Below are 20,934 nucleotides of genomic sequence, written 5' to 3' on the forward strand. Positions count from 1 at the left end.
TCCGATTCCCAGGTGCCGCCACCGGCCGAATCCGACACCATGAACGACGTGCCGAACGGCGCCGCCGACAACGGCACGGGTGATGCCACGAGTGGTGCCACCCAGGGATTCAGGGGAAGGGTCACCCGGGCCGACCATGGTCGCCCGCTGCTCTGCGCCCCCGTACCACCAGAGCGTGGTCGCCCAGCCCCAGCAGCCGCTCGGCCGGCAGCTCGCCGATCGTCGTCAGGATCGCCTCGATACGGGCGGTGAGCGGATCGAACGCCGCGTCGAGCACGGTGCCGCGCTCCTCGCCGTCCTCGGTGAGCACCCTGCGGCCGAGCAGCTCGTGATGCGGCGGGGCCCCGGCCAGGGCGGAGGACGGGGCCGCGATCAGCATGTCCGGGCCGGCGGCGTCCAGGGCGTCCCAGGCCAGGGCGGCGTCCCTGCGCAGCAGTCCGCGCCGCACCCGTACGTGCGTGACGGTGCCGGACGCCGCGTCGACCGTCAGCGCCCGTACGACGCCCAGACGGACCCCCTCGCCCGGGGTCAGCACCGGAAGCCCTCGCACCCGGGAGAACAGCATCACGGCAGTGCACCCGTCCGCCAGGCGTGGAACGCGCCGACCCGTGCCACGAAGTCCGGCAGGTCGTCGGTGACGTAGGTGGTGGCGTGCGCGGGGAGGACCAACGACCGGCCGGAGACCGAGACCGCCTCACCACGCGGCACGTACACCCGGTGCCGCCGGTGCCTCGAACCCGGTACCAGCTCCCGGTGTGCGGCGAGCCGGAAGGCGACGATACGGCCACTGGTGCCGCCCTCGACCAGGACGTCGAGCACCGTGCCGAGCCGGTCGCCCTCGTCGGTGAGGACCTGCGCGCTGAGCAGCCGCCCGCGCAGGGCGTCGCGGCGGGCCACCGACAGGGGCAGGTCGCACAGCGCCTTCTCGTCGCGGACCATCACCGCCTGATGGCCGAGGGCGTGCACCGCCGGCCAGGGCAGGTCGCGGGAGAGCGGACCCGACAGCAGGGTCCGGCCGGTGAGGGTGAAGCCCGTGATGCACCCGGCCTCGGCGTCGAGGACGGTGTCCTTGACGTGGGCGACGGCATCGCCGCCCAGCGTCACCACGGGCAGCGTCGACAGGCTCCGCACCGCCAACAGCTCGCTCATCGGTCGCCTTCCCGCTGCCGCCCCTTTGCCGTCGTCCTTCCCGCATGCCTCGGAATCCGTCCACGCCCCTGCCGGAACCGGGTTCCCGCTCTGTGGCGCGGCGAACACCGATCAGGGGGACTGAGCGGCCGGACTTGGGGTACGTGCACCTGTGCAGATCGTCCGGCTCGTCCGGCCGGCCCGGCTTCGCAGAGAGAAGCGCATGATCGATCACCTGGACGGGGCAGTGATACCGACTGGTTTCGACGTACCCGTGGAACCGCTACGGCGGGCAGCACACTTCACCGGCGAGCCGGGATGCATCGCCGAGGCACGTGCCTTCGCGTCGCTGTTCCTGGAGCAGCTCAGGACCGAGTGGTGCGCCACGATCGGCGAGCGGACCGACGGCGCGGCACTCCTGGTCGTGAGCGAACTGGTCACCAACGCCGACCGGCACAGCAACGGCCCGTACATCCTGGAGCTGGAGGGCACGGACGAAGTGATCACGGTCACCGTCTACGACAGCAGCGGCACGCTGCCGCGCATCTACCCCCGCGATCCCGAGCGCATCGGCTGCCACGGCCTGGAGATCGTGCAGGCTCTGGCGCGCGACATCCTCGTGGAGCGGGTACCGGTCGGAAAGTGTGTCCGCGCGGTGCTGAGCTTCGGGGCCGGCTGAACGGCACCAGCGGCCGGCGCGCGTCCCCGGACGGTCTGCACGCGCCGAACCCCGACGCCCCGACGTGACGGAATGCGGCTGCCCTCCCACCCCCGGGGTGGGAGGGCAGCCGCATTCCGTGTCCTGTGCCGTCAGGCGCAGCCGAGCTCGCCCAGCATGCCCTCGCGCAAACGGCCGATGATCCGCTTGATCAGGCGGGAGACATGCATCTGCGAGCACCCGAGCCGTTCGCCGATCTCCGCCTGGGTGGCCTCCTCGACGAACCGCATCCGGATGATCTCCCGGTCGCGGTCGCTGAGCTCGGCCATGAGCGGGGCGAGCGCGTGGAAGTCCTCGACGAGCCGCAGCCCCTCCTCCTCCACGCCGATGAAGTCGGCCAGGACGGACTCGCCGTTCTCGGGGCCGTCACCGGTGAGGGCGGCGTCCAGCGACGACGAGTTGTAGCCGTTCGCGGCCAGCCGGCCCTCGTTGACCTGCTCCTCGGTGATGTTCATCAGCGTGGCGAGCTCGGTGACCGTGGGCTCGCGGTCCAGCCTGCTGGCGAGCTCCTCGCGGGCCTTGGCCAGTTCCACCCGCAGCTCCTGGAGCCGGCGTGGTACGTGGACCGCCCAGGTGGTGTCACGGAAGAAACGCTTGATCTCGCCGACGATGTACGGCAGCGCGAAGGAGGTGAACTCGACCTCGCGCGACAGCTCGAACCGGTCGATCGCCTTGATCAGACCGATCATGCCGGTCTGGACGATGTCCTCCATGTCGTCGCCACGGCCGCGGAACCGCCCGGCCGCGAACCGCACCAGCGACATGTTCATCTCGATCAGGGTGTTGCGCGCGTACTGGTACTCGTGCGTGCCCTCCTCCAGCTCCGCCAGGCGACGGAAGAACTGACGGGACAACTCCTTGGCATCGCGCGGAGCGACGGTCCGGGGGTCGACGACCCCGGGCAGGCTTCCCTCACCCGCCCCGGCCTCGGCGTTCCTTTCGACGACCTGCGCCTGCGACCGGATCACGGCGGTTTCCATTACCTCTCCCCACGAAAGTCCGATGGACATGTGCCTTGGTCCTTCGGGATTGCGACTACCCAGCTCCGTTCCGAACACTCCCTCCGACTTTGGAGAACCTCCGCGGTGACGGACGGTGCCGCCTCCTTCACTCAGGGCGGAACGCCACTCCCTTCCCCCCGGGGCGAGGATTCCTACGCTGGAGGGGTGAGAAAACAAGCGCCCCTCGACGCCCGTGTCATCCCCCTGCGGCCCGCGCCCGCACGCCATGCCGCCGCCCCACCGGCCCCGGCTCCAGCCCCCGTTCCCGCCGCCCCCACTGCCAGGGAGCCGCTGTGGCGCGACCTGGTCGGTGACGTGCTGCGCCGGGAGCGGCTCGCCCAGGAGCGGACGCTGAAGGACGTCGCCGACACGGCCCGGATCTCCATGCCGTATCTGTCGGAGGTGGAGCGGGGCCGCAAGGAGGCCTCCTCGGAGGTCCTCGCGGCCGCCGCCCAGGCCCTCGGCCTGGGCCTGGGCGACCTGCTGTCGCGGGCCCAGGGAGAACTCGTCCGCATCACCAGCCGGCGGGCCCCCGCGAGCCGGAGCACGGCCCGCGCCTCGTACGACGGACTGTGCCTGGCCGCCTGACGCGACCGTGCCGGAGCCGGCGCCTCACACACCCATGAGGCGCCGGCTCAGCACCTCGTCGGCCAGGCCGTACGCCACGGCCTCCTGCGCGGTGAACACCTTGTCGCGGTCCATGTCCGCCCGCAGTGTCGCCACGTCGTGGTGCGTGTGCCGGGACAGGACCTCCTCCACCTGCGAACGGATCCGCAGCATCTCCTTGGCCCGCAGCGACAGATCGGAGACCGTGCCCCGCTGCCCGCCCGTGGCCGGCTGCCCGAGGAGCACACGCGCGTGCTCCAGCACGAACCGGCGCCCCGGGTCTCCGCCGGCCAGCAGCACCGCCGCCGTGGACGCCGCCTGACCGACGCAGTACGTCGAGATCGGCGCCTGTACGAACGCCATGGTGTCGTAGATCGCCATGAGCGAGGTGAACGAGCCGCCCGGGGAGTTGATATAGACCGCGATCTCGCGCTCCGGCGCCGACGACTCCAGATGGAGGAGCTGCGCGATGACGACGTTGGCCACCCCGTCGTCGATCTCGGTGCCCAGGAAGATGATCCGCTCGGACAGCAGCCGGCTGAACACGTCGTAGGACCGTTCGCCCTGCGGGGTGCGCTCGACGACGTTCGGAATCGTGTACGTACCCATCGTCACAGCCCCGTCCTGCGCCGCGTCGCGGCCGGACGGACGTCGTCCAGCGACTCCACCACCCGGTCCACCATCCCGTACTCCCTGGCCTCCTCGGCCGTGAACCATCGGTCGCGATCGCCGTCCCGGGAGATCGTCTCCGCCGACTGGCCGGTGTGCTCGGCGGTGATCCGCTCGATGGTCCGCTTGGTGAACTCCAGGTTCTCCGCCTGGATCTCGATGTCGGCGGTGGTGCCGCCGATCCCGGCGGACGGCTGGTGCATCATGATCCGCGCGTTGGGCAGGGCGTACCGCTTGCCCGGTGCGCCGACGCTCAGCAGGAACTGACCCATGCTGGCCGCGAATCCCATGGCGAGCGTCGACACGTCGTTGGGGATCAGCCGCATCGTGTCGTAGATCGCCAGGCCCGCGTGTACGGACCCGCCGGGGCTGTTGACGTACAGGCTGATGTCGGTGCGCGGGTCCTCCGCGGACAGGATCAGCAGCTGCGCGCACACCCGGTTGGCGGAAACCTCGTCGACCTGCGTCCCGAGCAGGACGATCCGCTGGGCGAGGAGCTGGGCGGCCAGATGGTCGTCGAACCGGGTAGGAGGGGTGTCGCCCTCCTCGGCCCGGGGCAGCGGGACCGGCGGCAGGCCGGCGCTGAGCCCGGCCGCGAGGCCGGATGCGCGTTCGGTGGCGGATCCGGTACTGAGTGGAGACATCGGCGCTCCCGTGGGTGTCGGTGTGTGGCTGTCCGGTCGTGCGTGTGCCTGTGCCTGTGCTGTTCGTCGGCACGCGGCCGGTGCGACCGTGTGCCTCCACTCTTGACCGGCCGCGGGGACCCGCGGGGATTTCTCTGCCCGCGGCAGATTCGCCACGGGCAGAGGCTTCTCCCGGCCCCGTGTCCCCCGTGGTTGCTCCGCCGCCGACCGATGACTTCCGGGGCCCGGACCGGTCGACATTGATGACCGCGTTCCACACCCCAGGAGGTATTCATGACCACCGACGGATTCACCACGTGCCTCTGGTTCGACGGCCAGGCCGAGGAGGCCGCGAACTTCTACGTGTCCGTGTTCAAGAACTCCAGCGTCGGCCGCACCCTCCGGTACACCGAGGCCGGGCCCGGACCTGAGGGTTCCGTCCTCACCGTGGACTTCACGGCCAACGGCCAGAGGTTCGTCGCGCTGAACGGCGGGCCCGAGTTCAAGTTCACCGAGGCGATCTCCCTGCAGATCGACTGCGCCGACCAGGGCGAGGTCGACTTCTACTGGGACAAGCTCGTCGAGGGAGGCGGCGAGCACGGGCCCTGCGGCTGGCTCAAGGACAGGTTCGGCGTGTCCTGGCAGGTCGTCCCCGCCCGGCTGACCGAGATGATCGCCGACGCGGACCCCCAGAAGGCGGCCCGCGCCATGAAGGCCATGATGTCGATGGGCAAGCTCGACATCGCCGCCCTGGAGAAGGCCTACGCGGGCGAGTGACAACCGTGCGCAGTGGGGCGGGCAGCGGGACGGCCCGCCCCACTGCGCGAACCCTCGTCGCGTCCTGCCTGTGCCGCGACGCCCCGTCCCGTCGGCGCGAGCGGGCGTGCTCCCCGACCCCCCGGGTGATCTCCCGCGCCATGCGCGGAATGCCGACGGATCGGACGACGGGTCCCCGCACGCACCGGGCGGCACGGCGGCCGGCGCCGCTCCCACGGCCCACGACTTGCGCATACGTGACGCCCGCCCCGCCCGGCCGAAACGGCACCCCGGGCAAGCACAGCCCGGCCCGGAGGGAAGACACGCTTCAGGACAGGCCGTTCACCGCGGCTCGGCGGCCGCCCGGGCGGCTCGGGCGGCCCGGGCGGTTCGGCGCGCGGGTCCGGGTACGGGTGATTAGCGTGAAGGAAGGACCGACCACCCGTCCGGAGAGGGCACGCCGTCATGGCCGTACAACCCGAGGGAACCCCCTGCTGGGCCGACGTGATGTTCAACGACGTCGAGGGGGCCAAGCGTTTCTACGGAGACGTCCTCGGCTGGACCTTCGGCGGGTCGTCGTCGGAGTTCGGCAACTACACCCAGGCCTACGCAGACGGCAAAGCGGTGGCGGCCGTCGTCCCGCCCATGCCCGGCCAGGAGGGCCCGTCGCAGTGGTGCCTCTATCTCGCGGTCCGGGACGCCGCCGCCACCGCCGCCCGCATCCGGGACAACGACGGCGAGATGCTGATGGAACCGATGAGGGTCGGCGACTTCGGCACGATGTGCCTGGCCCGCGAACCTGGTGGCACCGTCTTCGGCCTCTGGCAGGCCGGCACCCACGAGGGCTTCGAGGCGACCAACGTGCCCGGCGCGTACTGCTGGGCGGAGGTCTGCACCCGGGACCCGGAGAAGACCGACGTGTTCTTCCCCGCGGTCTTCTCCTACAGGTCGAGGCAGCTCGAGGACGAATCGATCGACTTCCGGCTCTACGAACTCGGCCAGGAGACCGTGCTCGGCCGGATGGGGATGACGGAGGACTTCCCGCCCGAGGTGCCGTCGTACATGAACGTCTACTTCGCCGTAGAGAACTGCGACGAGGCGGTGACCAGGGCCACCGAGCGGGGCGGCACCCCGCACTTCGGGCCGATCACCACTCCCTTCGGGCGGTTCGCCACCCTGAGCGACCCGCAGGGCGCGAACTTCTCGGTGATCGACGTCACGACCATGGAGGGCGAGAGGCCCGGCACCACCGACGTGCCGAACGAATGACCTGACCGCCCGGATCGCGCTGACCGTCGAAATCGCCTCGGGGAGCGGCCCGACGGGCTCTCTTGGGCAGGCACACCGCGCGGCCTGGCCCTCCGCCCGGCCATGGCATGATCGGACGCATGCGTGAACGTGTTGTGGCCGCGTGCGACGGGGCTTCCAAGGGCAACCCCGGACCCGCCGCCTGGGCCTGGGTGATCGCCGACGCCTCCGAGGCCCCGGTCCGCTGGCAGGCGGGCGCGCTCGGCAGAGCCACCAACAATGTCGCCGAACTCACCGCGCTGGAGCGGCTGCTGGCGGCGACCGACCCCGACGTGCCGCTCGAGGTCCGGATGGACTCGCAGTACGCGATGAAGGCGGTCACCACCTGGCTGCCCGGCTGGAAGCGCAACGGCTGGCGGACGGCGGCCGGTAAACCGGTCGCCAACCAGGAACTCGTCGTCAGCATCGACGGACTCCTGCAGGGCCGCTCGGTCGAGTTCCGCTACGTCCCCGCCCACCAGGCCGACGGAGACCGCCTCAACGACTTCGCCGACCGCGCCGCCAGCCAGGCGGCCGTCGTCCAGCAGGACGCGGGCAGCGACGCGGGCTCGCCCGAGCCGCCGCCCTCTCCGGACACCCCGCCCGCCGGTGCCGCCAAGCGCAGGTCCACCGGGGCGAAGACGTCGTCCCGTCCGCGCGGCGGCTCCTCGAACCGCACGATCAAGGCGAAGTTCCCGGGCCGCTGCCTTTGCGGCCGGCCCTACGCGGCGGGCGAGCCCATCGCCAAGAACGACAGCGGCTGGGGCCATCCCGAGTGCCGCACGGCCGAGAGCGCCTGAGTACGACCGAGCCCGGCCCCGCGAGCAGCGTTGCGGAACCCGGCCTTCGCCCTGGCCGGAGCCCTGCGCGAGCACCCCGACCCCGCACAGACCCGTGCCCGCCACCAGCGGGAACGCCGGACAGCCCTGCTCCCCGGACAGAGCGCGGCCCGCCGCGGTACGAGAGCCCGGGGAACGGGAAGCGTCGGATCAACACGGGGTGAATGCCGATTCACTTGCTAAGGTGAATCGGCATTCACCACGCTCGCCGTATTGACCGGGCTTTCCCTTCCGGCTGGAGTGCCGATGGACCAGGCAGACCTGGCAGACAGTGCAGACAGGGCCGCGCACATACCCGGGCGGCCGCCGAAGGCGCGCACCGCCCGGGAGCGGCTCACCGTCCCGGTGCTCGCGTTCGGCGGCATCCTCATGGCCGTCATGCAGACCGTGGTCGTCCCGCTGCTGCCCGACCTGCCCCGGCTGACCGGCGCCTCACCCGGCGCGGTCTCCTGGATGGTCACCGCCACCCTGCTGGCCGGAGCCGTTCTGACCCCGGTCCTGGGCCGGGCCGGTGACATGTACGGCAAACGGCGGGTGCTGATGACGGCCCTCGCCCTGATGACGGCCGGCGCCGCCGGGTGCGCCCTGTCCTCCGACATCCGGGTACTCATCGCCGCCCGAGCCCTGACGGGCGCCGCAGCCGCGGTCGTTCCGCTGTCCATCAGTATCCTGCGGGACGAACTGCCGCCCGCCCGCCGGGGCTCCGCCGTCGCGCTGATGAGTTCCACCGTCGGTATCGGTGCCGCACTCGGGCTGCCGCTGGCCGCGCTGATGGTGCAGTACGCCGACTGGCACGCCATGTTCTGGGCGACCGCCGCACTCGGGGCCCTGGGACTGGCGCTGGTCTGGTGGGTGGTGCGGGAGTCACCGGTGCGCGAGCCGGGCCGGTTCGACGTGCCGGGCGCACTCGGGCTCGCCGCCGGGCTGGTGTGCCTGCTGCTCGGGGTGTCCCAGGGCGGGCAGTGGGGATGGGGCAGTCCGACGGTGCTGGGCCTGTTCGGTGCCGCCGTCGTCGTCCTGGCCGGGTGGTGCGTACAGCAACTGCGAGCCGAACGGCCGCTGGTGGACCTGCGGCTGGCAGGCCGGCCCAGCGTCGGCCCGGCCCATCTCGCCGCCCTGCTCGCCGGATTCGCTTTCTACGCCAACTCGCTGGTCACCGCTCAGCTGGTGCAGGCCCCGAGGGCTTCCGGATACGGGCTCGAACTGTCCATCGTCGCCACCGGCCTGTGCCTGCTGCCCGGCGGGGTCGTCATGCTGGTGCTGTCGCCGCTCTCCGCCCGCATCTCCGCCGCCCGCGGACCGCGTGTCACGCTCGCGCTCGGCTCCGCGATCATCGCGCTCGGCTACGCGGTGCGCATCGCGGACAGCCGCGATCTGTGGATGATCATCACGGGATCCACCGTCGTCGCCGTCGGCACCGCCTTCGTCTACTCGGCGCTGCCCACCCTCATCCTGCGGGCCGTACCGGCCGGCCAGACCGCGTCCGCCACCGGGGTCAACGTCCTGATGCGCACGATCGGTCAGGCCGTGTCCAGTGCCGCCGTGGCCGCCGTCCTGGTGCACCACACCAGCCCGGTCGCCGGACTGCCCGTACCCACCCTGCACGGCTACCTGCTGGCGTTCGCGATGGCCGGCGCGATCGCGCTCGCGGCCTGTGCGATCGCGCTCGCCATGCCCCGCGACCCGGACGGAGCCGGGACCCGGCGGACCTTCGGCCGCGGCGGCAAAGCGGTCGGGGACCGGGCGAGGGAAGGAGCGTGAATGCCATGAGCACCCCACCCACCCCAACCACTCCGGCCGCGCCACCTGTTCCGGCCGCCCCGGTCCGCCGGGACGCCGAGGCCAGCAGGGCCGCCATCCTCCGGGCGGCCCGCCATCTCCTGGCCCGGCACGCACACGCCGACATCACGCTCAAGGCGGTCGCCGAACGTGCCGGAGTGAGCCCGCCGTTGATCCTGAAGTACTTCGGCAACAAGGACGCGCTCCTCGCCCGCGTCATGTCCTTCGAGACGGACGCCGCCGCCCTGCTGGACGCGCCGTTGGAGGACCTCGGACGGCACATGGTCCGGCAGGTGGTGGTCAGCCAGTCCGAGCACGGCACCGACCCGCTGCTGCGGATCGTGTTCGCGCCCCTGCACGGCGCACAGGGCGACATGATGCGCGCCGACTTCCGCGCCCAGGTGACCGAGCGGCTCACCGAACGCCTCACCGGCCCCGATGCGGGCCTGCGGGCCGAACTGGCCGTCGGCGCCCTGCTCGGCATCGGCGTCATGTACGGCCTCGCCCGCGGCACCCATGTGCGTTCCACCGCCGTCGACGTCCTGGTGGACCGGTACGCGCCCGCCCTGCAGGCCCATCTCACCCCCGGGCCGGCCGGGACGGGCGGGCCCGGGGGTGCCGATCCCGCACCCGGCCGTGACGGATGACAGACTGACGCCATGGACGAGCGCACATTCGACAGGTCGGGTCAGCACGCCTCCGTGATCGGTCTCGGCACCTGGCAACTCGGGGCGGACTGGGGGGACGTCGACGACAAGCAGGCCCTCACGATCCTGGAGGCCGCCGCCGAATCCGGGGTCACCTTCTTCGACACCGCCGATGTGTACGGGGACGGGCGCAGCGAGCAGACCATCGCCTCGTTCCTGAGCGGACGGCCCGATCTGCACGTACTGGTCGCCACCAAGATGGGCCGCCGGGTCGAACAGATCCCGGAGAACTACGTGCTGGACAACTTCCGCGCGTGGAACGACCGCTCGCGCCGCAACCTCGGCGTCGACCGCGTCGACCTGGTGCAGTTGCACTGCCCGCCGACCCCCGTGTACTCCACCGACGAGGTCTTCGACGCCCTCGACACCCTGGTCGCGGAGGAGCGGATCGCCGCGTACGGGGTCAGCGTGGAGACCTGTGCCCAGGCGCTGACCGCGATCGCCCGGCCGAACGTGGCGAGCGTGCAGATCATCCTCAACCCGTTCCGCATGAAGCCGCTGCGCGAGGTGCTCCCGGCGGCCCGCGCGGCGGGCGTCGGCGTCATCGCCCGCGTCCCGCTCGCCTCGGGCCTGCTGTCCGGCAGGTACACCAAGGACACCGTCTTCCCCGAGAACGACCACCGCACCTTCAACCGGCACGGCGAGTCCTTCGACCAGGGCGAGACCTTCTCCGGCGTCGACTACACGACCGGCGTCGAGGCCGCCGCCGAGTTCGCCGCGTTCGCCCCCGAGGGATACACCCCGGCCCAACTGGCCCTGCGCTGGATCGTCCGACAGCCCGGTGTCACCACCGTCATCCCCGGCGCCCGTTCGCCCGAGCAGGCCCGGGCCAACGCGCACGCGGCCCGGCTCCCGGAGCTGCCCGAGCAGACGCTCACCGCGATCGACGACCTGTACGAGCGGCGGATCAAGAACCAGGTGGAGGGCCGCTGGTGACGCACCGGGCGGCAGCCCGGCGGTGAAGGACCGGGCGGGCGCCTGCCGGTGACGGACCCGGTGGAAGCCCGCTCGTGCGCGGCCGTGAGGCGATAGGAGCCCCGGACGGTGGGCACCCGAAGGAGAGACGTGTCGAGGCCGTTCACCCCAGGAGGCGCACCGTGTCGCACACGCAGCAGGACAAGAGCGGACGCAGAGGCCGCGACGAGACCGCGGACGAGCGGGCGGACCGAATGTGGCAGGAGGTCATCCAGGAGGTCCGCGTCGCCCAGACGGGCGTCCAGATCCTCTTCGGCTTCCTGCTGACCGTCGTGTTCACGCCCAAGTACGAGGAACTGTCCGACGCCGACCAGGCGATCTACATCGTCACGGTCGTCCTCGGGGCCTGCGCCACCGGTGCGCTCATCAGCCCCGTCTCGCTGCACCGGCTGGTGTCCGGGAGGAAGATCAAACCGCAGGCCGTGCGGTGGGCTTCCCGGCTGACCCTGCTCGGCCTCGTCCTGCTGCTCGCCACCACCTGCGCCGCACTGCTGCTGATCCTGCGGGTCGCCACCCACGACGGCTTCGTCCCGTACCTGGTCGCCGGAGTGGTGGCCTGGTACCTGCTGTGCTGGTTCGTGCTCCCGCTGTGGACCCGGTACCGGCACACGACCCCGTGACGGACGCGGCCGCGGGTTCACCGGATCGGGAGAGGACCGGTGAACCCGCGGCTCAGCGGCCCGTGAGAACCTCCGTGAGGAAGTCGTCGAGGCGGGTCTCCTCGCCACCGGTCGGGACCGAGCGGAAGGTGTCGCTCAGGAAGTCCCCGACCGTCCCGGCCCACGCGAACACCACCGCGTGGTGCCGGCCGCCGTCGGCGTGGGGCTCACCGAGGAACTCCATCCGCAGCTCCCGCCCCATCCCTCCGGACTCCGGGCGCAGCCGCACGTCACCGGTCCCGACCGGGCGGGTGAGGCCGTCGGCGAGCATCTCGCGGTCCAGTTGCCAGCGCGCCAGGACCCGGCCCTCGTGGCTGAAGACCAGCGTGACCGCGAACGGGTCGGCGGGGTCGTAGCTCAGGTGGGCGAGCACGGGGAAGCGGTCCGTGACGCCCGCCTGGAGCTCCACCACCAAGGTCTTGTGCACCGTCGAGTTCACGAGAGGCCTCCTGGTCGTACCGGCGTAGGGCCCTCTCCTACCCGAGGCCGCGGGAAATGCTCAGCCGCCCGGGGGATTGCTCCGCCTTGCTCCGCCCCGCCCGGTGCCGTCCCGCCCGTCCGCCGGTCCTCGCCCGACCACCGGCCGCCTGATGGCGCATCGAGTCCGGGCGGCAGGGCAGGATCCACCCCATGACTGCCCACCCGCTGCCCACCGACGCCCCCGCCGCGCTGGGCGTCGACGCCTCCGGTGTCCACGCCTTCCTCGACGCCCTCGACGACACCCCGGACATCGAGCCGCACAGCCTGATGATCCTGCGCCACGGCCGGCAGGCCGCCGCCGGCTGGTGGGCTCCGTACACCCCCGAGCGGCCGCACCTGCTGTACTCGCTCAGCAAGAGCTTCACAGCCACCGCCGCCGCCCTCGCAGAGGCCGAGGGGCTGATCGACTTCGACGCCCCGGTGCTCTCGTACTTCCCTGAGTTCGAGGCGGACATCACCGACCCGCGCAGCCGGACGATGCTGGTCCGGCACGTGGCGTCGATGGCGAGCGGCCACGAGACCGAGACCGTGGACGCGGCCTACGCGGCCGACCCCGCCGAGCCGGTACGCGGGTTCCTGCTGCAGCCGCCCGACCGCGACCCCGGCACGGTCTTCGCGTACAACCAGCCCTGCACGTACACGCTCGCCGCGATCGTGCAGCGGGAGACGGGGCAGTCGCTCACCGACTGGCTGCGACCCCGCCTGCTGGACCCGCTCGGCATCGGCGAGGCGCTGTGGCAGCGCGACCGCACCGGCCGTGAGATCGGCTTCAGCGGGCTGCACGCCACCACCGACGCGATCGCCCGGCTCGGCCTGCTGTACCTCGACGACGGGATGTGGGACGGCAAGCGCCTGCTGCCCGAGGGATGGGTCGCCAGGGCCTCGCGTCCGCACATACCGACCGCCGGGGCCATGGGGAGGACCGGCCGGCAGGACTGGGACCGGGGCTACGGCTTCCAGTTCTGGACGTCCCGGCACGGATTCCGGGGCGACGGGGCGTACGGACAGTTCTGCCTCGTCCTGCCCGAGCACGACGCCGTGATCGCCACGACGGCGGCCACCGAGCAGATGCAGCAGTACCTGGACCTGGTCTGGCACCATCTCGTACCGGCCTTCCGCCCCGGCCCGCTCACCGGCCGGGAGGCCGAGGACCGGGCCCTCGGCGAGCGTCTCGCCCGCCTGGCCCTGCAGCCGGCCGCAGGCGGCCCGGTGCCGCCGGAGCGGGCGCGGGACCGGGCCGCCGTGAGCTTCACCCCGCACGGCGGGGTCTGCGCGGACCAGCCGACGCTCACCGCCGCCGAGGTGACGGCGGACGCCGGCGGACGCTGGACGCTGAGCCTCGTGGACGACGGCCACCGCCTCGACCTGCCGCTCGGCGGCGAGGGGTGGGCGGTCTCGGAGCAGCCCTGCCCGACCGCGGTGAGCGGCGGCTGGACCGACGACGGCGCCTTCGCCGCGGACGTGGCGTTCCTGGAGACCCCGCACCGCCTCGGGGTCACGTGCTCCCTCACGGACCGGACCTTCACGGCCCACTGGCGCACCCGCCCGCTGTACCGGGCGCCCCTGCGACGGCTGTGCGCACCGCGCGGCGCAGCCTCAGCCGGAGGACGGTCGGAACGTCCGCAGGAACGTCCGTAGCGCCTCCTGGTTCGCGGGGTCCGCCCAGTCGGCGGCCGTGGTCGTCCAGCGCAGTGAGAAACCGCGTCCGCCGCCCAGCAGGACCCCGCGGCCGAAAGTGTGGACCCGGGTGCCGTCATCCGCCGAGAACCACTCCATGTCGGCGGCCTCACGCCCCTGGTAAGTGGTCGCGCGGATCGCGCCGATCCGCGCGTAGCCGGCCGTCCGCTCCAGGGGCGGCTCCACGTCGTCCCGCCACACGGCCACCGGGTCGGTCCCCACCCGCTCGCTGTAGGTGACCGCAAGGGTGCGGGTGCCGCCGTCCGTGCCGAAGGTGACGCGGTAGGCCAGGTCGGAGACGCGGGAGGTGTCGAGGCGCTCGAAGTCCTCGGGGAGCGCGACGGAGAAGCCCTCCGGCGCGCGCAGGAGGCCGTACCCGGGCGGGAGATCCCCCGACCCCGAAGGAGCCGGGGTGGTCGGGGCCGGTGTTGGTGTTGGCTCGTCCCGGTCGCCCGGGTCACCGGACGTCCCGGGCGCCCCGGGCACGTCCGGCGGGGAGGCCGGTGCGGCGGCGGAGGCGGGCGGCGCGCTGGGCGTGTCGGCGGCGGACCCGGAGTCGGTGCCGGGCAGCCCCTGGGTGGCCGCGGTGAGCACGGCGACCGCGACGGTGACCACGGCCAGGGTGGTGCCGAGGACCGCCGTCCGTCTGCTCCCGTCGCGGCCGAGTTCTCTGCGGACGGTGGAGTACGCGCGGCGCAGCCGAAGGCGGTCCGGCACGGCGTCAGGGGCCGTGCCTGGGTTCTCCTCCGTGAGAACACGGCCGAGCGCCTCGCGGACCACCTGCGCGGGCAGCCGTTGCGTCGCCTCCTTGTGCAGCAGCCCCTGGACGACCCGGGTGAGCGGTCCCGCTCGAAGGGGCCCGCGCAACGGCAGCCGGTCCACTTCCTTCAGCGTGGTCTCCGGCCGCCCCCGGTCACGGAAGGGCGGGCGCCCCTCGACCATCGTGTGGAGGAGCGCGCCCAGCGCCCACAGGTCCGCCTCGGGCCCGGCGTCCTCGCCACGGGCCTGCTCCGGCGCCGCGTACGACGGCGCCGTGAGCCGGAGGGCCGGGCCGGTGCCCGCCAGGCCGAACCCGGTGACCACGACCGGACCGGTCTCCCGCACGAACACCTGGCCGGGGCCGAGTTCGCCGTGCGTCACGCCCGCGCTGTGTGCGGCGTCCAGTACGTCGAGCAACTCCAGCCCGATGCGCGCGGCCCGGACGAAGGTGAACGCGCCCTGTTCGGCCAGGAGTTCACCGAGAGGGGTGCCGTCGACCCAGACGGCGGCGGTCCACAGGAAGCCGTTCTCGTCGACGGAGTCGACGACCGTGGCGATCCGGCCGGGGCACAGCCGCGCCATCGTCCCGGTCGTATGCAGGACGCGGGAGGGGGCGTGACGCGCGGCCTCGCCCGGATCTCCGGGCAGCGCGACCTGTGTGACCAGGCAGGGGCGGCCCGTCCCGAGGTCGTCGGCGTACCAGCAGACGTGGTTGGTCTCGCGGTGGATGATCTCGACCAGCCGGTACCGCCCGGCGACCGGCTGGTGTGTGGAGACGTGCGCCCTGCCCATGGCCATCCCTCGTCGAAGCCGCTGCTGTCCGCCTTTCTCAGTGGTACGCGGGACCGTACGGCCTTCGTTCAAGAGGCGGCGCCCGAATCCCGACTCCGACGAATTCCTGTCCTTCGGTCACACTCCGAGTCGGTCTTCGAGCCCGGTCCCGCGTCGGGGGAGGGCGGCGGACGGGGCGTCACGGGCGGCCCGGCCGCAAGGATCAGCGCAGCCCGAAGCGGGACGCCCAGGCGATCATGTCGCCGGTGGTCGCATTGCCTCCGCACACCACCAGTCCGATCCTGGCCCCCTCGCCGACCCGCTCCAGCACTTGTCGCGCGGCGGGCAGCAGACAGCCCGCGGCCGGCTCGGTCCACACCTTGGCATGGTTCGCCAGGTCGAGCGAGCCCCGTACGGCTTCCCGGTCGGATACCACCAGCACCTCGGTGACCAGCTCCGACACATGCTCGTACGTCAACTGCGACACGGCCGGGGCGCTGAGCGTGGAGACGATCGAGGACAGCCCGACCGGCACCGGTCCGCCTGCCGAGAGGGCCTCGGACATCGCCTGGGCGCCCTCCGTCTCCACCCCCCAGATCCGGACCCCGGGCCGCCGGGCCCGCAGCGCCGCCGCCACACCGGAGATCAGTCCGCCGCCCCCGATGCTCACCAGGACGTCGGTCAGGTCATCGGCGTCCTCGGCGAACTCCAGTCCCACCGTGCCCTGTCCGGCGATCACCACCGGGTCGTCGAAGGGGTGGACGAGGGTCAGCCCCTCCTGCTGGAGCCGCGTCGTCAGCGCGAACGCGCCGTCCATGTCGTCGGCCAGCCGCACCGACGCGCCAGCGGTCTCCGCGACCTCCACCGACCGCGCGGGCGCCGACCTCGGCATCACCACCGTGGACTTGACGTCGAGGGCGGCGGCCATGACCGCGACGGCGATCCCGTGATTGCCGCCGCTCACCGCCACGACCCCGGCGGCCCGCTCCGTCTCGCTCAGCGACAGCAGCTTCGCCACCGCGCCGCGTGCCTTGAACGAGCCGGTGCGCTGCAACAGTTCCAGCTTCGCCGTGACCGGGGCGCCCAGCAGCGCCGACAGCCCGGGGCTCGGTACTGTCGGCGTCCGCACCACGTGCCCGGCGATCCGCCCGGCCGCGGCCTCGATCTCCGCCGTTCCGATCACCACCATCACCCTTCCTGGCACGGGGACATGAGCCGCACCGGGACGAACCCTGACCCGGCCGGACCACCGAGGTCAACACGGTGCGCCCAAAGGCGCGGCCGCACCGAAGCCGGAGCGGGTGTTCGGGGACGGACCTCAGTGCTGCTGCGCCTTCGTCGGCGTGGCCTCGCTGGGCCGCACGATGACGTACCCCTCGCCCTGCAGCACCAGTTGCACCGCCTCGCCCGAGCCGCCGCGCAGCATCGAACCGAGCGACTGCGAGCGGTGCAGGGAGGTCGACAGACCTGCAGTCCAGCCGACGATCGCGTCCGTGTCGACGTAGACCGGGTACTGCGGAGACACCGGGAGGACCAGCGGATCGCCCTCGCACACCAGGCCCAGGAGGCCGTACCCCGTGAAGACACTGTTGAACAGGCCGCCACCGGTGATGCCGGCGCCCTTCACGGTCGCGATGCGGTACGACAACGTGGAGTCGAAGCACAGGACGTTGTGGCCGTTGACGGTGAACTCGTCGCCGGAGTCGACCTGGACGATGAAACAGTTCTGCGCCTCGTGCGCGAACCAGGCCTCGCCCTGCCCCCGCACCGCCATCAGCGGCAGCCCTTCGCCGGTCACCGCGCGCTTGAGCATGCCGCCCACGCCCTGGCCCTTGCGCTCGAACTGGAGGCCGCCACGGTAGGCGATCATCGCGCCCTGCCGGGCGTGCATCTCGCCGTTGACCACGTACCGGATGCATTTGGCGTTCTCGACCGTCATGCCCGGAGCCGAGGCGGGCTGCACCATGTGCCGGCTGGAAAACAGATCACCCTTCATGCAGGCATCCTCACCCGGACGGACCCCCTCCGCCAAGGTCCGGTTGCACGGCTGGGGTCTTTCGTCCGGATCATGCCAGGGCCCGCGAGCCCGGCATGATCCGGGCGAAAGGACCTAGGCGCCGAAGAGCTGGGTCCAGTACGTGCCGGCGCGGCCTCCGCCCGCGAAGCCGACGCCGATGTGGCTGAAGTCGGGCTTGAGGATGTTGGCGCGGTGGCCGGGGCTGTTCATCCATCCTTCCACCACCTCGGCGGCCGAGCGCTGGCCGCAGGCTATGTTCTCGCCGATGGTCCGGCGCGCGGAGCCCGCGGCGGCGGCCCGGTCCCAGGGCCGGCTGCCGCCGGGAGCGGTGTGGGAGTAGAAGTCGCGGGCCACCATGTCGGCGCTGTGCGCCTGCGCGGCCGTGACGAGGAGCGAATCGACGGCCAGTGGCGGCAGTCCGGCCCGGGCGCGCTCCCGGTTGGTGAGGTCGACCACGTCCGTCACCGTCCGGGTCAGGCCGGCCGGGGTGAGCGGGACGGCCCACAGCGCCGTCCAGTAGACGTCACCGGCGGGGCCGCCGCCCGTGTGTGCCAGACCGGCGTGGATGAAGGCGGGACCGTGCAGGGTGCGCCGGGACGGCTCGTTGCTCAGACAGTGGGTGACGAACTCGGCGGGGGTGCGCGGACCGGACACCAGATGCTCGCCGACGGTGAGATACGCGTATCCGGCGGCGACGACCCGCTGGTGGACGGAGACACCGTCCCGGCTCTCGACGGCGAGGTGCCGCTGCGCGGCCATGGCCTCGGCGTGGGCACGGGCCGCCGACATCAGCCGCGCGTCGAGGACGATTGGAGGCGAACCCGCCTCGGCCCGAGCGGAGTTGACCGGACCGAGGTAGCCCGCCGGATCGGGGACGGCCGACGGCGCCGCCGCAACCGGGCCTCCGGCCGCCCCGGTTGCCCCGGGCTCCGTCTCGTCGAGCACGTCGACGCCGAAGTCCCGGGCCAGTCCGGCCAGACCGTCGGCGTACCCCTGGCCGAGGGCGCGCAGCTTCCAGCCCTCGCCGCGCCGGTAGATCTCCGCGAGGAGCAGTACCGACTCCCGCCCGGCGCGCGCCGGTGAGAACCGGGCGAGGAAGCGCCCGCCGGCGTCGGTGACCCGGAGGACGGCTGGGGGCAGGTCGCTCAGCGGGATGGCGGGGTCGGCGGCACTGACGGCCACCGTGACCCGGACGGCACCGGGCCGCAGGGCATCCGGGTCGACGGTGAGCGTGTCGCCGCGCAGGCGGGCGCCGGGGGCGGACGGCTGATTGAAGAACACGAAGTCGGCGTCGTCCCCGACCTTTCCGTCGTCGCCCGTGATCAGCGCGGACACGTCGTAGGGGCCCGGTACCCGGACGGTCACCGTGCCGCCCGGAAGGGCCAGATTGCCGCCGGGGACCAACTCGCTCATCGCGCCGCCCTGCTGTCGTCAGCCGTCAGTGGCCCGTCGTCACGGACCGGTGGGGGTGCCCGGACAACGGTCGGCGGCGGGCGCGGGTTCCCGGGGAGGTCGGCCGGGCGAGGTCCTCGTACCCGCGGGTTCCGTTCCCCCCCCGGTTGCGTCCCCGCCGTGGTGTCCTCGTGCCGCAGCGGAGCCCCGTCGGACCGCCGTCCCCTCGCCGCAGAAGGCGGACTCCGGCGTGCCGGGCACCGTGCTCATCACCGGGGCGTTGTTCGAGGTGGTGGCGAGCGTGGTGAGGCTGCGCCCGCCGTCCTTCGAGGTGAACGCTCAGGTGTATTGACTTCCGCTCACCTCCCTAAAGGGAGGTGATTCCTACCACGGTCGTCCGACCGTCTCGGTGGGTTCCTGCTTCGACGCGCTGTGCCGGTACGCGTACCGGTCTTACCTGCGCTCGACAGGCTGAAACCGCCAGTCCGGCGGCCCTGGCGACGTTGACCGCCGCGTTGATGTCCCGGTCCAGAACCGCCCCGCACGCCTGGCACTCCCAGACGCGGAGGTGCAGCGGCTTGGGACCGTCCTTGACACCACACACGCAGCAGACCTGAGAGGTCGGCTCGAACCGCCCGATACGGTGGAAGCCGCGGCCGAACTTCGTGGCCTTGTACTCCAGCATCGCCACGAACGCGGACCATCCCGCGTCGTGCACGGACTTGGCCAGGCGCGTACGGGCGAGGCCCTTCACCGCCAGGTCCTCCACCGCCACCGCTTGGTTGTCGCGGATCAGCCGAGTGGAGAGCCGATGGTGGAACTCGCGCCGTGCGTCGGCCACCCGCGCGTGAGCACGGGCGACCTTGATACGGGCCTTGTCCCGGTTGCTGCTGCCCTTCGCCTTGCGGGACAGGTTCCGCTGTGCCTTCTTGAGCTTCTTCTCCGCCCGGCGCAGAAAGCGCGGGGCGTCGATCTTCGTTCCGTCGGAGAGGACCGCGAAGTGCCCCAGGCCCAGGTCGATGCCGACCACGGATTCGGTCTCGGCAAGCGCCTCGGTTCCGGTCTCGATGACGAAGGACGCGAAGTACCTCCCGGCCGCGTCCTTGATCACGGTCACGCTGGACGGGACCGAGGGCAGGGTGCGGGACCACGTCACCCGCACGTCACCGATCTTCGGCAGGGACAGGTCCCCACCGGGTGTGATCTTCCAGCGGGCGTTGGCGGTGAACCGTACAGCCTGCCGGTTGTCCTTGCGGGACTTGAACCGGGGCGCGCCCATGTGGGGACGTCTGCCCTTGAGGCCGTCGAAGAAGTTCCGGTACGCGGTGTCCAGGTCCCGCAGCGACTGCTGCAGCACCACGGCGGACACCTCGCCGAGCCAGGCCCGCTCGTCGGTGAGCTTGGCCTCGGTGATCAGCAGCTTGGACAGGTCCCCGGTCCTGGGGAACGCCTCGCCCGTGGCGCGGGCGGTCTCACGGGCGCGGAGCGCGTCGTTGTAGACCACCCGCGCACACCCGAACGCCTTCGCCAGTGCAGCGCGCTGAGGCCCGTTCGGGTACAGGCGGAAGCCGTACCGAAGCTGCATACCGGCCAGCGTACTGCGGTTGGGTTATGGCCGGGTATTAGAACATTTGCACTGGTCGGCACTGTGCTTTCGCCCTTCCCGCACATTTGGTTTTCGTGACGAAGTACCGGCACAAGGTCTTCAAGGACGCACATCTGACGCGGATGGAGGAGGTCATGCGCGCGGTGTGCGCGGACTTCGAGTGCGAGCTGGTCGAGTTCAACGGTGAGGACAACCACGTCCACCTGCTGGTGAACTCCCTCAAGGAGGTGTCCTCCCGCCGCCTCCGCCTGGGGGCGCCTCCCGGCCGCAGGCCGGGGGAGAGTTCCCCGACCTCGTCCGGCACTACTGGCGGGCCAACAAGTTGTGGTCCGGCTCGTACTTCGCCGGCTCGGTCGGCGGGGCCCCACTGTCGATCATGCAGCAGTACATCGAGCAGCAGAACCGGCCGCTCTGATCATCCACTTCGGCCGAGGCCATCAGTGCAGATCCGTGCACACAGCGAAGGCCAGAGCAGTTCTCAGAAT

Annotated in this window: 21 protein-coding genes and 1 pseudogene; 11 read left to right on the top strand and 11 right to left on the bottom strand. The window is 72.0% G+C overall.

Annotation, left to right across the window (positions count from 1 at the left end; translation table 11 throughout):
* Window positions 1–121: 121 nt before the first annotated feature.
* Together ACFP2V_RS24390 and ACFP2V_RS24395 are read right to left on the bottom strand one after the other, a co-directional pair.
* Window positions 122–568, bottom strand: a complete 447-nt coding sequence (locus ACFP2V_RS24390) for a PRC-barrel domain-containing protein (protein WP_381216400.1) — start codon at window positions 566–568, stop codon at window positions 122–124.
* Window positions 565–1,149: a PRC-barrel domain-containing protein gene (locus tag ACFP2V_RS24395; protein WP_381216403.1), complete on the bottom strand. Its 585-nt coding sequence runs from the start codon at window positions 1,147–1,149 to the stop codon at window positions 565–567. The genes ACFP2V_RS24390 and ACFP2V_RS24395 overlap by 4 nt, the downstream gene beginning before the upstream one ends.
* A 202-nt stretch (window positions 1,150–1,351) precedes the next feature.
* Here ACFP2V_RS24395 and ACFP2V_RS24400 point away from each other — a divergent pair, with 202 nt between their 5' ends.
* Window positions 1,352–1,807, top strand: coding sequence for an ATP-binding protein (locus tag ACFP2V_RS24400; protein WP_381216406.1), 456 nt, complete (start codon window positions 1,352–1,354; stop codon window positions 1,805–1,807).
* Between the two features lie 131 nt (window positions 1,808–1,938).
* Here the strand turns inward: ACFP2V_RS24400 and ACFP2V_RS24405 are convergent, their stop codons facing one another.
* Window positions 1,939–2,826, bottom strand: coding sequence for a SigB/SigF/SigG family RNA polymerase sigma factor (locus ACFP2V_RS24405; protein ID WP_381216409.1), 888 nt, complete (start codon window positions 2,824–2,826; stop codon window positions 1,939–1,941).
* A 186-nt stretch (window positions 2,827–3,012) separates the two neighbouring features.
* Here ACFP2V_RS24405 and ACFP2V_RS24410 point away from each other — a divergent pair, with 186 nt between their 5' ends.
* Window positions 3,013–3,435 (top strand): helix-turn-helix domain-containing protein, encoded by a 423-nt coding sequence (locus ACFP2V_RS24410; RefSeq protein WP_381216412.1) that lies wholly within the window; start codon window positions 3,013–3,015, stop codon window positions 3,433–3,435.
* Window positions 3,436–3,459: 24 nt separating this feature from the next.
* On the opposite strand, the gene ACFP2V_RS24415 is transcribed toward ACFP2V_RS24410, so the two are convergent.
* Together ACFP2V_RS24415 and ACFP2V_RS24420 are read right to left on the bottom strand one after the other, a co-directional pair.
* Window positions 3,460–4,062, bottom strand: coding sequence for a ClpP family protease (locus ACFP2V_RS24415; protein ID WP_381216482.1), 603 nt, complete (start codon window positions 4,060–4,062; stop codon window positions 3,460–3,462).
* A gap of 2 nt (window positions 4,063–4,064) precedes the next feature.
* Window positions 4,065–4,766 carry an ATP-dependent Clp protease proteolytic subunit gene (locus ACFP2V_RS24420; RefSeq protein ID WP_381216415.1) on the bottom strand — a complete coding sequence of 234 codons (702 nt, stop codon included), beginning with the start codon at window positions 4,764–4,766 and terminating at the stop codon, window positions 4,065–4,067.
* A gap of 273 nt (window positions 4,767–5,039) precedes the next feature.
* On the opposite strand from ACFP2V_RS24420, the gene ACFP2V_RS24425 reads away from it, so the two are divergent.
* The 7 genes from ACFP2V_RS24425 to ACFP2V_RS24455 all read left to right on the top strand — a co-directional run bounded on the left by ACFP2V_RS24425 (window position 5,040) and on the right by ACFP2V_RS24455 (window position 11,708).
* Window positions 5,040–5,522, top strand: a complete 483-nt coding sequence (locus ACFP2V_RS24425; RefSeq protein WP_381216418.1) for a VOC family protein — start codon at window positions 5,040–5,042, stop codon at window positions 5,520–5,522.
* 444 nt (window positions 5,523–5,966) lie between these two features.
* Complete coding sequence (locus ACFP2V_RS24430; protein WP_381216421.1) at window positions 5,967–6,770, top strand: VOC family protein; 804 nt, start codon at window positions 5,967–5,969, stop codon at window positions 6,768–6,770.
* Between the two features lie 107 nt (window positions 6,771–6,877).
* Window positions 6,878–7,588 (top strand): ribonuclease H family protein, encoded by a 711-nt coding sequence (locus tag ACFP2V_RS24435; protein ID WP_381216424.1) that lies wholly within the window; start codon window positions 6,878–6,880, stop codon window positions 7,586–7,588.
* 285 nt (window positions 7,589–7,873) lie between these two features.
* Window positions 7,874–9,388 (top strand): MFS transporter, encoded by a 1,515-nt coding sequence (locus ACFP2V_RS24440; RefSeq protein ID WP_381216427.1) that lies wholly within the window; start codon window positions 7,874–7,876, stop codon window positions 9,386–9,388.
* 5 nt (window positions 9,389–9,393) lie between these two features.
* Window positions 9,394–10,053, top strand: coding sequence for a TetR/AcrR family transcriptional regulator (locus ACFP2V_RS24445; protein WP_381216430.1), 660 nt, complete (start codon window positions 9,394–9,396; stop codon window positions 10,051–10,053).
* 12 nt (window positions 10,054–10,065) lie between these two features.
* Window positions 10,066–11,049, top strand: coding sequence for an aldo/keto reductase (locus ACFP2V_RS24450; RefSeq protein WP_381216433.1), 984 nt, complete (start codon window positions 10,066–10,068; stop codon window positions 11,047–11,049).
* Window positions 11,050–11,210: 161 nt separating this feature from the next.
* Window positions 11,211–11,708: a DUF6328 family protein gene (locus tag ACFP2V_RS24455; RefSeq protein WP_381216436.1), complete on the top strand. Its 498-nt coding sequence runs from the start codon at window positions 11,211–11,213 to the stop codon at window positions 11,706–11,708.
* Between the two features lie 52 nt (window positions 11,709–11,760).
* Here ACFP2V_RS24455 and ACFP2V_RS24460 read toward each other — a convergent pair whose 3' ends face one another.
* A complete protein-coding gene (locus tag ACFP2V_RS24460; protein WP_381216439.1) occupies window positions 11,761–12,186 on the bottom strand; it encodes an SsgA family sporulation/cell division regulator in 426 nt (141 codons plus the stop codon).
* A 191-nt stretch (window positions 12,187–12,377) separates the two neighbouring features.
* On the opposite strand from ACFP2V_RS24460, the gene ACFP2V_RS24465 reads away from it, so the two are divergent.
* The gene (locus tag ACFP2V_RS24465; protein WP_381216442.1) at window positions 12,378–13,865 is read left to right on the top strand and encodes a serine hydrolase domain-containing protein; all 1,488 of its coding nucleotides are present in this window, start codon (window positions 12,378–12,380) and stop codon (window positions 13,863–13,865) included.
* On the opposite strand, the gene ACFP2V_RS24470 is transcribed toward ACFP2V_RS24465, so the two are convergent.
* From ACFP2V_RS24470 to ACFP2V_RS24490, 5 genes are all read right to left on the bottom strand, one after another.
* Window positions 13,824–15,455, bottom strand: coding sequence for a serine/threonine protein kinase (locus ACFP2V_RS24470; protein ID WP_381216445.1), 1,632 nt, complete (start codon window positions 15,453–15,455; stop codon window positions 13,824–13,826). The two genes, ACFP2V_RS24465 and ACFP2V_RS24470, sit on opposite strands and share 42 nt — an antisense overlap.
* Before the next feature lie 202 nt (window positions 15,456–15,657).
* Entirely contained in the window at window positions 15,658–16,617 is a 960-nt protein-coding gene (locus tag ACFP2V_RS24475) for a threonine/serine dehydratase (protein ID WP_381216485.1), read from the bottom strand.
* A gap of 135 nt (window positions 16,618–16,752) precedes the next feature.
* A complete protein-coding gene (locus ACFP2V_RS24480; RefSeq protein ID WP_381216448.1) occupies window positions 16,753–17,430 on the bottom strand; it encodes an AIM24 family protein in 678 nt (225 codons plus the stop codon).
* 114 nt (window positions 17,431–17,544) lie between these two features.
* Window positions 17,545–18,864: a CAP domain-containing protein gene (locus ACFP2V_RS24485; RefSeq protein WP_381216451.1), complete on the bottom strand. Its 1,320-nt coding sequence runs from the start codon at window positions 18,862–18,864 to the stop codon at window positions 17,545–17,547.
* Window positions 18,865–19,210: 346 nt separating this feature from the next.
* Window positions 19,211–20,428, bottom strand: coding sequence for an RNA-guided endonuclease InsQ/TnpB family protein (locus tag ACFP2V_RS24490; protein ID WP_381216454.1), 1,218 nt, complete (start codon window positions 20,426–20,428; stop codon window positions 19,211–19,213).
* A 44-nt stretch (window positions 20,429–20,472) separates the two neighbouring features.
* Between ACFP2V_RS24490 and tnpA the strand changes: the two are divergent.
* Window positions 20,473–20,864 (top strand): annotated as a pseudogene (gene tnpA, locus ACFP2V_RS24495) (IS200/IS605 family transposase).
* Window positions 20,865–20,934 lie beyond the last annotated feature (70 nt).

Source organism: Streptomyces incanus (assembly GCF_042656345.1).
Classification (GTDB): Bacteria; Actinomycetota; Actinomycetes; order Streptomycetales; family Streptomycetaceae; genus Streptomyces; species Streptomyces incanus.

Coding starts and splice junctions, on each gene's coding strand:
- ACFP2V_RS24435 (WP_381216424.1), top strand. CDS start 6,878: ATGATCGGACGCATGCGTGAACGTGTTGTGGCCGCGTGCGACGGGGCT.
- ACFP2V_RS24415 (WP_381216482.1), bottom strand. CDS start 4,062: ATGGGTACGTACACGATTCCGAACGTCGTCGAGCGCACCCCGCAGGGC.
- ACFP2V_RS24480 (WP_381216448.1), bottom strand. CDS start 17,430: ATGAAGGGTGATCTGTTTTCCAGCCGGCACATGGTGCAGCCCGCCTCG.
- ACFP2V_RS24450 (WP_381216433.1), top strand. CDS start 10,066: ATGGACGAGCGCACATTCGACAGGTCGGGTCAGCACGCCTCCGTGATC.
- ACFP2V_RS24445 (WP_381216430.1), top strand. CDS start 9,394: ATGAGCACCCCACCCACCCCAACCACTCCGGCCGCGCCACCTGTTCCG.
- ACFP2V_RS24425 (WP_381216418.1), top strand. CDS start 5,040: ATGACCACCGACGGATTCACCACGTGCCTCTGGTTCGACGGCCAGGCC.
- ACFP2V_RS24430 (WP_381216421.1), top strand. CDS start 5,967: ATGGCCGTACAACCCGAGGGAACCCCCTGCTGGGCCGACGTGATGTTC.
- ACFP2V_RS24490 (WP_381216454.1), bottom strand. CDS start 20,428: ATGCAGCTTCGGTACGGCTTCCGCCTGTACCCGAACGGGCCTCAGCGC.
- ACFP2V_RS24420 (WP_381216415.1), bottom strand. CDS start 4,766: ATGTCTCCACTCAGTACCGGATCCGCCACCGAACGCGCATCCGGCCTC.
- ACFP2V_RS24400 (WP_381216406.1), top strand. CDS start 1,352: ATGATCGATCACCTGGACGGGGCAGTGATACCGACTGGTTTCGACGTA.
- ACFP2V_RS24440 (WP_381216427.1), top strand. CDS start 7,874: ATGGACCAGGCAGACCTGGCAGACAGTGCAGACAGGGCCGCGCACATA.
- ACFP2V_RS24465 (WP_381216442.1), top strand. CDS start 12,378: ATGACTGCCCACCCGCTGCCCACCGACGCCCCCGCCGCGCTGGGCGTC.
- ACFP2V_RS24405 (WP_381216409.1), bottom strand. CDS start 2,826: ATGGAAACCGCCGTGATCCGGTCGCAGGCGCAGGTCGTCGAAAGGAAC.
- ACFP2V_RS24470 (WP_381216445.1), bottom strand. CDS start 15,455: ATGGGCAGGGCGCACGTCTCCACACACCAGCCGGTCGCCGGGCGGTAC.
- ACFP2V_RS24395 (WP_381216403.1), bottom strand. CDS start 1,149: ATGAGCGAGCTGTTGGCGGTGCGGAGCCTGTCGACGCTGCCCGTGGTG.
- ACFP2V_RS24485 (WP_381216451.1), bottom strand. CDS start 18,864: ATGAGCGAGTTGGTCCCCGGCGGCAATCTGGCCCTTCCGGGCGGCACG.